Origin of the sequence: Nitratireductor sp. GCM10026969 (assembly GCF_042660605.1) — a bacterium.
Lineage (GTDB): Bacteria > Pseudomonadota > Alphaproteobacteria > Rhizobiales > Rhizobiaceae > Chelativorans.
The window spans coordinates 1-8,883 of sequence record NZ_JBHSUM010000162.1 but is presented as its reverse complement, the minus strand read 5'-3'; the positions used below and the strand labels follow the sequence as shown (position 1 = coordinate 8,883).

7 protein-coding genes are annotated in these 8,883 nt (G+C 66.3%); all 7 read left to right on the top strand.

The annotated features are described in order from the left end of the window. Positions 1-121: 121 nt before the first annotated feature. Genes ftsL through ftsW form a run of 7 tightly spaced genes read left to right on the top strand, consistent with a single transcriptional unit; the run spans position 122 to position 8,826 of the window. Positions 122-493: a cell division protein FtsL gene (ftsL, locus tag ACFP9U_RS21370; RefSeq protein WP_378624568.1), complete on the top strand. Its 372-nt coding sequence runs from the start codon at positions 122-124 to the stop codon at positions 491-493. After that, positions 493-2,211 carry a peptidoglycan D,D-transpeptidase FtsI family protein gene (locus tag ACFP9U_RS21365; RefSeq protein WP_378624570.1) on the top strand — a complete coding sequence of 573 codons (1,719 nt, stop codon included), beginning with the start codon at positions 493-495 and terminating at the stop codon, positions 2,209-2,211. The genes ftsL and ACFP9U_RS21365 overlap by 1 nt, the downstream gene beginning before the upstream one ends. Positions 2,212-2,259: 48 nt before the next feature. Then, positions 2,260-3,714 (top strand): UDP-N-acetylmuramoyl-L-alanyl-D-glutamate--2,6-diaminopimelate ligase, encoded by a 1,455-nt coding sequence (locus tag ACFP9U_RS21360; protein ID WP_378624566.1) that lies wholly within the window; start codon positions 2,260-2,262, stop codon positions 3,712-3,714. Next, positions 3,711-5,141, top strand: a complete 1,431-nt coding sequence (locus ACFP9U_RS21355) for a UDP-N-acetylmuramoyl-tripeptide--D-alanyl-D-alanine ligase (protein WP_378624564.1) — start codon at positions 3,711-3,713, stop codon at positions 5,139-5,141. Before ACFP9U_RS21360 ends, ACFP9U_RS21355 begins: the two co-directional genes overlap by 4 nt. 36 nt (positions 5,142-5,177) lie before the next feature. Next, positions 5,178-6,260, top strand: coding sequence for a phospho-N-acetylmuramoyl-pentapeptide-transferase (gene mraY / locus ACFP9U_RS21350; RefSeq protein ID WP_378624562.1), 1,083 nt, complete (start codon positions 5,178-5,180; stop codon positions 6,258-6,260). Positions 6,261-6,271: 11 nt separating this feature from the next. Next, positions 6,272-7,675, top strand: a complete 1,404-nt coding sequence (gene murD / locus ACFP9U_RS21345) for a UDP-N-acetylmuramoyl-L-alanine--D-glutamate ligase (RefSeq protein ID WP_378624560.1) — start codon at positions 6,272-6,274, stop codon at positions 7,673-7,675. After that, a complete protein-coding gene (ftsW, locus tag ACFP9U_RS21340) occupies positions 7,672-8,826 on the top strand; it encodes a putative lipid II flippase FtsW (protein ID WP_378624558.1) in 1,155 nt (384 codons plus the stop codon). The genes murD and ftsW overlap by 4 nt, the downstream gene beginning before the upstream one ends. The last annotated feature ends 57 nt before the right edge of the window (positions 8,827-8,883 follow it).

The window sequence follows — 8,883 nt, the reverse complement described above, 5'->3', positions numbered from 1 at the left end:
GCTCGGCGCGGCTGCGCGCGGCCCGGCGCACGGACGTGCCGGCGGGGAAAGAGGATCTGGAGAGCCTCGGCGTGCCGGCGCTCTTCGTCACCGCACAACTGGGCGAGAAGGTGAAATAGGCGTGTTCAGGACCAGCGACATCATACTGATTGCGGTCATGCTTTCGGCAGCCGCCTTCACGTACAAGACCAAGCACGACGCGGAAGCCGTGAGGAGCGACATCCGCAGGCTGGAGGCGCAGATCCAGCTCGAGAAGGACGCCATCGACATTCTGAAGGCGGACTGGAGCCTGTTCACTCAGCCAGGCCGCCTGGCGGCGCTGGCGGAAGCCTATCGTGACGAGCTGGGACTGGAGGCGCTCGATCCCAAGCAGATCGCCCAAACGGAAGCGCTGCGACAGATCCCCTTCCGATCCGAGGCCATGGTCGCGGAACAGGGAGCGGAGGGTGGCGATGCGCCGGATCCGACCGTGACGGGGGGCGTACGCCCATGATGAAGGCGGCCTTTTTCGACAGGTGGCGCCGGGGCGGCACGCATTCCGGCGGCGGTTCCATCGTGGTGAATGGCGCGCGCAGGGCCGCCGGCAGCCGGGGGCAGGGGCGCGTGGTGATGGCCATGGCCATGCTCTTCGGCATCTATGCCGCGATCGGGGGCCGCCTGGTGCATCTGGGCATGACCGAGGAAGAGGCGGTCGAACTGCCGCAAAGCCGCGTCATGGCCTCCCGCCCCGACCTCGTGGACCGCAACGGGGAAGTGCTGGCGACCGATATCAAGACGGCCTCTCTGTTCGCCGAACCGCGCCGTATCGTCGACATCGATTCCGCCATCGAGAAGCTGCAGACGGTGCTGCCGAACCTCGACTACGACGACACCTATCGCCGGCTCGACAGCGACGCGGGGTTCGTGTGGTTGCGCCGGCAGCTTTCGCCGCGCCAGCAGAGCGAAATCCTCTCGCTCGGCGTGCCGGGGCTGGGCTTCCGTACCGAAAAGCGGCGTTTCTATCCCGGCGGCGCGACCGCCTCGCACATTCTCGGCCTCGTCAACGTGGACAACAAGGGCACGGCGGGAATGGAGAAATACGTCGACGAGCAGGGGCTTGCCGATCTCCAGGCGCTGGGCCTTGCAGGGCCGGACACGCTGAAGCCGGTGCGCCTGTCCATCGATCTCAGGGCGCAATACGTGGTGCACGACGAGCTCAGCAAGGCCATGGAGCGTTATCGGACCATCGCCGCCGGCGCCGTCATCCTGAATGCCCGCACGGGCGAGGTGATGGCGATGGCCTCGCTGCCCGATTACGACCCCAACAATCCCTACAACGCGCTCGAGAAGGACCGGCTCAACCGCATGTCCGCCGGTGTCTTCGAGATGGGATCGACCTTCAAGCTGTTCACCACCGCCATGGCGCTGGACTCGAGGAAAGTCACGCTGAACGACAGCTTCGACGCGTCGCGGCCGCTGCGTTTCGGACGCTTCACCATCAACGATTTCCACGGCAAGCGGCGCGTGCTCTCCGTGCCGGAGATCTTCATCTATTCCTCGAATATCGGCACCGCCAAGATGGCCGATGTGGTCGGCATCGAGGGGCATCGTGCGTTCCTCAAGCGTGTCGGCCTTCTCGACCGCATGCCGACGGAACTGCCGGAAGTGGCACGTCCCACCGAGCCGGCGGAATGGAAAAAGCTCAACTCCATCACCATCTCCTACGGTCACGGCATGGCGACGACACCGTTGCAGACGGCCGCCGCCGCCGCGGCCATGCTCAACGGCGGGAAGCTCATTCCGCCAACCTTCCTGCCGCGCAGCGAGGAAGAGGCGGTGGCGGTCGCCGAACAGGTGATCGCGCCCGAGACGAGTGCCAAAATGCGCTATCTCTTCCGGCTCAACGTGGAAAAGGGGTCGGGCGGGCGCGCGGAAGTGCCGGGCTATTACGTCGGCGGCAAGACGGGAACGGCCGAAAAGGTCGTCAACGGCCGTTATTCGCGCGACAAGCGTTTCAACGCCTTCGTAGCCGGGTTTCCCGCCGACGATCCGGACTATCTCGTGCTCGTCATTCTGGACGAGCCCAAGCCGGAGGAAGGGAAGTACTATGCCACCGCGGGCATGAACGCCGCACCGACGGTGCACAACATTATCCGCCGCGCGGCGCCGATCCTTGGCGTGGAGCCGGATTTCGGCCATGAAGCGGAGGCTCTACTGGTCTCGTATCAGTGATTCCGGCCTGCGGATGCGGGTCATGGCCGAAAAGATGACTGGGGTGCGATGAAGCTGGGTGCGTTTGCCGACATATTGCCACATGAAGGAACAATATCGGACGACATGCATGTTTCCGGTCTTTCATCGGATTCCCGGCGGGTCGGCACGGGAGATCTGTTCTTTGCGCTAGCCGGCTCCAAGGCCGACGGCGCGGCGTTTGCGGGCGAGGCGGCGAAGAAGGGCGCCGCCGCCATCGTGGCGCGGCCCGGTGCAATTCCACAGGATATCGGCATTCCGGTCATCGAGGTCGATGATCCGCGCCGCGCCCTGGCGCTCGCCGCCGCGCGGCTTTATGCGGGACAGCCGGCCACCATGGTGGCGGTGACGGGCACCAGCGGCAAGACCTCGGTCGCCTCCTTCACGCGGCAGATATGGGAACAGGCAGGCTTCCCCGCCGCCTCGATCGGCACGACGGGTATCGTGGCGCCGGGACGGGACGATTACGGGGAACTGACCACGCCCGACCCGGTCGCGCTGCACCGGCTTTTGCGGGAATTGAACGAGGCCGGCGTGACCCACGGGGCCATGGAGGCCTCCAGCCACGGGCTCGTTCAGCGCCGCGTCGACGGGGTGCGTTTCGCCGGCGGCGGCTTCACCAATCTCGGGCGCGACCACATGGACTACCACCCGACGGTGGAGCACTATCACCGCACCAAGATGCGCCTGTTCGACACGCTCCTTCCGAAGGACGCGCCGGCGGTGATCTTTGCCGACGACGCGTGGTCGGAGGCGACGGAAAGGGCGGCCAGACAGGCCGGGCTGACGGTGCATACGGTCGGCCGCGGGGGCGGTTTGCTTACCCTGAAGCGCGTCGAGCACGAACGTCATCGCCAGCGCGCCGAGGTGGAGCACGAGGGGACCATCCACGAGATCGTCCTGCCGCTTGCCGGTGATTTCCAGATTGCCAACGCGCTGGTCGCGGCGGGGCTTGCCATCGCCACCGGCCTTTCGGCCGATCAGGCGCTCATGGCGCTCGAGCATCTCAAGGGCGCCTCCGGACGGCTCGAGCTTGCCGGGACGGCGAACAACGGTGCCCAATGCTACGTCGATTACGCGCACAAGCCGGAGGCCCTGGAAAACGTTCTCCTGGCGGTCAGACCGTTCACGACCGGACGCGTTGTCGTCGTGTTCGGTTGCGGCGGCGACCGGGACCGGGGAAAGAGGCCCATCATGGGCGAGATCGCCAGGCGGCTTGCGGATCTGGTGATCGTCACCGACGACAACCCGCGCTCGGAAGACCCCGCGGAGATCCGCGCCGCGATTATCGCGGCCGTGCCTGCAGCGCAGGAGATCGGCGACCGGCGCGAGGCGATCCGTACCGCCGTCGGCATGCTTGAAACCGGCGACACGCTGATCGTCGCGGGCAAGGGCCACGAGCACGGGCAGGAGATCGCCGGACGAAAATATCCCTTTTCGGATCACGAGGAGGTGCGACGGGCACTGGAGGAGACAGGGGTGTGACGTTTCTTTGGGACACACAGGCGCTGCTGGCCGCAACGGGCGGCCGGCCTCTCGGCAACGTTCCCGAGGGGGTGACGGGCATATCCATCGACACCCGCACGCTCGAACGGGGCGAGGCGTTCTTCGCCATCAAGGGCGAACGGTTCGACGGCCACGACTTTGCCACGGGGGCCATGGTGGCCGGTGCCGGACTGCTCGTCGTTTCGGAGGAAAAGCTGCCGGCGCTCGGCCGGCTGTCCGTGCCGAAGATCGTCGTGCCGGACGTGCTGAAGGCGCTGGAAGGGCTCGCCGCGGCGGCGCGCGCGCGCACCAAGGCCAAGGTGATCGCCGTCACCGGTTCGGCCGGCAAGACGACGACCAAGGAGATGCTGCGCCATGCCCTTTCCGGTTACGGCAAGGTGCATGCGGCCGACCGGTCCTTCAACAATCATTGGGGTGTGCCGCTGACGCTGGCGCGCATGCCGGACGATTGCGACTATGCCGTCTTCGAGATCGGCATGAACCATGCCGGCGAGATCGCGCCGCTGACCAGGCTCGTGAAACCGCAGACGGCGATCGTCACCATGATCGCCGCGGCCCATCTCGGCCATTTCAAGAGCCTGGACGCAATCGCCGAGGCGAAGGGGGAAATCCTTTCCGGCGTGGCCGCAGGCGGGCATGCGCTGCTCAATCGTGACGACCAGCGCTTCAAGATCCTGTCCAAGATGGCCGGTGAGGCCGGCGTCAAGAACATCTGGAGCTTCGGCGAGAACACCCGCGCCCAGTTCAGGCTGATCGACTGGCAGCCCGAGGAGAATGGCTCGGCGGTCACGGTGAAGATCGCCGGCCAGGAGATGGCGGGCCGGATCGGCGTGCCGGGCCGGCACATGGTGCAGAACGCGCTGGCCGCCCTCGGGGCCGGCTATCTGGCCGGCGCGGATGCTGAAAAGATGCTCGCGGCACTGGCCGATTTCACTGCCGAGGAGGGCCGGGGCAAACGCCATCGGCTCAAGGCCGGGGCCGGTGCCTTCACGCTGATCGACGAAAGCTACAACGCCAACCCGGCGTCCATGCGCGCGGCGATGCAGCTTTTGGCGGCGACACCCGTCGGCGAGGAGGGGCGGCGGATCGCGGTGCTTGGGGACATGCTGGAACTGGGCGAGCATTCGGCGAAGCTGCACGCCGCCCTTGGCGACCTGATCGCCGCTTCGAGCGTCGATCTCCTTCTGCTCGGCGGCCCGGAAATGAAGAGGCTGGCCGACAACGTGCCGTCCGGGCCCCAGGTGGAGTATCGCGAATCGGCGGAAGAACTCCGGCCGCTGCTTCTCAAGACGGTAAGGCCGGGGGATGCCATCGTCATCAAGTCATCGAAGGGCATCGGCTTTTCCGGCCTGGTCGACGCGCTCATCAAACACTTTCCGGCGGCCGAAGAGCCGGCACGGACCTAGCGGAGCCGGACCAGGCCCGCGCGGGGGATTTTTCTCATGCTAATGCTTCTTGTACAATTCGCCGACGAGTTCTCGGTCTTCAACGTCTTTCGCTACATCACCTTCCGCACCGGCGGGGCGCTGATCACATCGGCCGTCATCGTCTTCCTGTTCGGCCCGGCGATCATCAACTCGCTGCGCGTGCGCCAGGGGCGCGGACAGCCGATCCGGGCCGACGGCCCGCAAACCCATTTCAAGAAGGCGGGGACGCCCACCATGGGCGGGCTGATGATCCTGTGCGGGATCCTCGGTGCATCCCTCCTGTGGGCCAACCTGTCGAGCGTCTATGTATGGACCGTCTTGATGGTGACGGTCGGCTTCGGCGCCATCGGCTTTTACGACGACTATCTGAAGGTGACGAAGCAGTCGCATCTGGGCTTTTCGGGCAAGGTGCGCCTGGCGCTGGAATTCGTCATCGCGGGCTTTGCCGCGTGGGTGATCATGCGGGCCGGGCAGGCCCCGTTCTCTTCCTCGCTCACCTTCCCCTTCTTCAAGGAACTGCTTCTCAACCTCGGCATCTTCTTCATCCCCTTCGCCGCCTTCGTCATCGTCGGCGCGGGCAATTCGGTCAATCTGACCGACGGCCTGGACGGGCTGGCGACGGTGCCGGTGATGGTGGCGGCGGCCTCCTTCGGCGTGATCGCCTATCTTTCGGGCAATGCGATCTTCGCCGATTACCTGCAGATCCACTTCGTGCCCGGCACGGGCGAGCTTGCGGTCATCCTGGGGGCGGTGATCGGTGCCGGGCTCGGCTTCCTCTGGTTCAATGCGCCGCCCGCGGCGATCTTCATGGGCGATACGGGCTCGCTGGCGCTGGGCGGCCTCATCGGAACCGTCGCGGTCGCCACCAAACATGAGATCGTGCTGGCCATCATCGGCGGGCTGTTCGTGGTGGAGATCCTCTCCGTCATCATCCAGGTCGCCGTCTTCAAGATGAGCGGGAAGCGCGTCTTCCTGATGGCGCCGATCCATCACCATTTCGAGAAGCTCGGCTGGACGGAAAGCCAGGTGGTGATCCGCTTCTGGATCATCGCCGTGCTCCTGGCGCTGATCGGCCTTTCGACGCTGAAGCTGCGGTAGGGGCCCGCCGCATGATCCCCGTCTCCACCTTCGCGGGAAAGACCATCGCCGTCTTTGGCCTTGGAGGCTCCGGCATCGCGACGGCGAAGTCGCTGCTCGAGGGCGGTGCCTCGGTGATCGTCTGGGACGACAATCCCGAAAGCGTGGCGCGCGCCCGGGCGGACGGTGTGGAAGCTGCCGACCTGCGTGAAACGGACTGGAACGAGATCGATGCGCTGGTGCTTTCGCCCGGCGTGCCGCTCACCCATCCGCGGCCGCATTGGAGCGTGGATCTGGCGCACGCGGCGGGCGTGGAGGTCGTCGGCGACGTGGAGCTATTCGCGCGCGAGCGGCGGGCACGGGCGCCGACGGCGCCGTTCGTCGCCGTTACCGGCACCAATGGCAAATCGACCACCACCGCGCTGATCGCGCATGTGCTCGAATCGGCCGGCCGCGACACGCAGATGGGCGGCAACATCGGCAAGGCAGTCCTCAGCCTGGCGCCGCCTCAGCCCGGCCGGCACTATGTGGTGGAATGCTCCTCCTATCAGATCGACCTGGCGCCGACGTTCGATCCCTCGGTCGGCATCCTTCTCAACCTGTCGCCGGACCATCTCGACCGCCACGGCACGATGGCGAACTACGTTGCCGTCAAGGAACGGCTGGCGGCCGGAAGCGAAACGGCGATCGTCGGTGTCGACGACGCCCATTGCCGGGCCATTGCCGACCGGCTGGAAAAGGACGGTCGCAAGGTGATTCGCATTTCCGTCGCCCACGCGCTGGAGGACGGGTTCTTCGCGGACGGCGCGGCATTGATGCGCTCCTCTTCGGGAAGAGCCGAAGAGCTTCTTTCGCTGCAGGGCATCGGCGCGCTGCGCGGACGGCACAATGCGCAGAATGCGCTCGCCGCCGCGGCGGCCTGTCTTTCCTGCGGGCTCACCGTTGCCGAGGTCGAGGCGGGTTTCAGGAGCTTTCCGGGGCTTGCCCACCGCATGGAGCAGGTGGCGCGGCGGGGGCACGTCCTCTTCGTCAACGATTCGAAGGCCACCAACGCCGATGCGGCCGCACCGGCGCTGTCCAGCTTCCCGCGCATCTACTGGATTGCCGGCGGGCTGCCGAAACAGGGCGGCATCGAGAGCCTGAAGCCGTTTTTCCCGCGCATCGCCAAGGCCTATCTCGTCGGCGAGGCCGCGCCGGCCTTCGCGGCCGCGTTGAAGGGGGAGACCGACTACGAGATTTCGGGTACCATCGACGCAGCCGTCGAGCACGCCGCGCGGGACGCGGCAAGTGATCCCGCGGACGAGGCGGTGGTTTTGTTGTCGCCGGCCTGTGCGAGTTTCGATCAGTTCAGGAATTTCGAGGTGAGGGGCGAAGCCTTCCGCGCGGCGGTGCTGTCGCTCGCCGATATCGCGCCCATTGGGGAGAAGAGGGGATGATCAGTCGTACCGACCGCAGTCTCGTGGCCAACTGGTGGTGGACCGTGGACCGCTGGTTCCTTGCCGCCTTTCTCCTGCTCATGGGGATCGGCGTGGTGCTTTCCTTTGCCGCAAGCCCGGCGGTGGCCGAGCGTATCGGGCTGGAAAGCTTTCATTTCGTTACACGCCAGATCGTCTTCATGGTGGGGGCCGGCGTGGTGATGATCGGCGTCTCCTTCCTGGAGCCGCGCCATGTGCGCCGGCTCGCGCTCCTCATCCTGGCCGGCTCGCTCGTGCTGATGGTCGTCACGCTCTTCGTCGGCATGGAGGTGAAGGGCTCGCGGCGCTGGATCCACTTGTTCGGCTTGTCGGTCCAGCCCTCGGAATATCTGAAGCCGGCCTTCGTCGTCATCTGCGCCTGGCTGTTCGCCGAGCATGCGCGCCAGCCGGAGATCCCCGGAAACCTGTTCGCCATGCTGCTTCTCGGCCTCGTGGTGGCGCTGCTCGTCGCCCAGCCGGACCTCGGCCAGACCATACTTGTGCTGGGCACCTGGGGGGCGATGTTCTTCATCGCCGGCATGCCGTGGCTGTGGATCATCGTGCTCGGCGCGGTGGGCGCAGGGGGCGCGGTGGCGGCCTACGCGACCTTCCCGCACGTGGCCGAGCGCATCGACCGCTTCTTCACCGGCGAGGGCGATACCTACCAGGTGGACATGAGCCTGGACGCGATCACGCGCGGCGGCTGGCTCGGCCAGGGACCGGGCGAGGGGTCCGTTAAGCGCATCCTGCCCGACAGCCACACGGACTTCGTGTTCGCCGTGGCGGGCGAGGAGTTCGGCATCATCATGTGCCTCATCATCCTGACGCTCTTTGCCTTCGTGGTGATGCGCGGGCTGGCGCTCGCGCGCCGGGAGGGCGACGACTTCACGCGCTACGCGCTGTCCGGACTGGTCATCCTGTTCGGCTTCCAGTCGATCATCAACATGGCGGTGAACGTGCGCATGATGCCGGCCAAGGGCATGACGCTGCCCTTCATCTCCTATGGCGGCTCGTCGCTGATCGCCATGGCGATCTCCATGGGATTCGTGCTGGCGCTCGCCCGCCGGCGGCCGGAAAAGCGCCGGCCCATGAGCCTTTCCAGCGTTTCCGGTCGGGCGGCGGCGGCCGGCTGACATGAAGGCTGGGACCGTTCTCCTGTGCGCCGGCGGCACCGGCGGGCACCTGTTCCC

What these genes read in the sequence shown, in the direction of transcription:
- mraY (WP_378624562.1), top strand. Translation starts at nt 5,178, where the DNA reads ATGCTAATGCTTCTTGTACAATTCGCCGACGAGTTCTCGGTCTTCAAC.
- murD (WP_378624560.1), top strand. Translation starts at nt 6,272, where the DNA reads ATGATCCCCGTCTCCACCTTCGCGGGAAAGACCATCGCCGTCTTTGGC.
- ACFP9U_RS21365 (WP_378624570.1), top strand. Translation starts at nt 493, where the DNA reads ATGAAGGCGGCCTTTTTCGACAGGTGGCGCCGGGGCGGCACGCATTCC.
- ACFP9U_RS21360 (WP_378624566.1), top strand. Translation starts at nt 2,260, where the DNA reads ATGAAGCTGGGTGCGTTTGCCGACATATTGCCACATGAAGGAACAATA.
- ftsW (WP_378624558.1), top strand. Translation starts at nt 7,672, where the DNA reads ATGATCAGTCGTACCGACCGCAGTCTCGTGGCCAACTGGTGGTGGACC.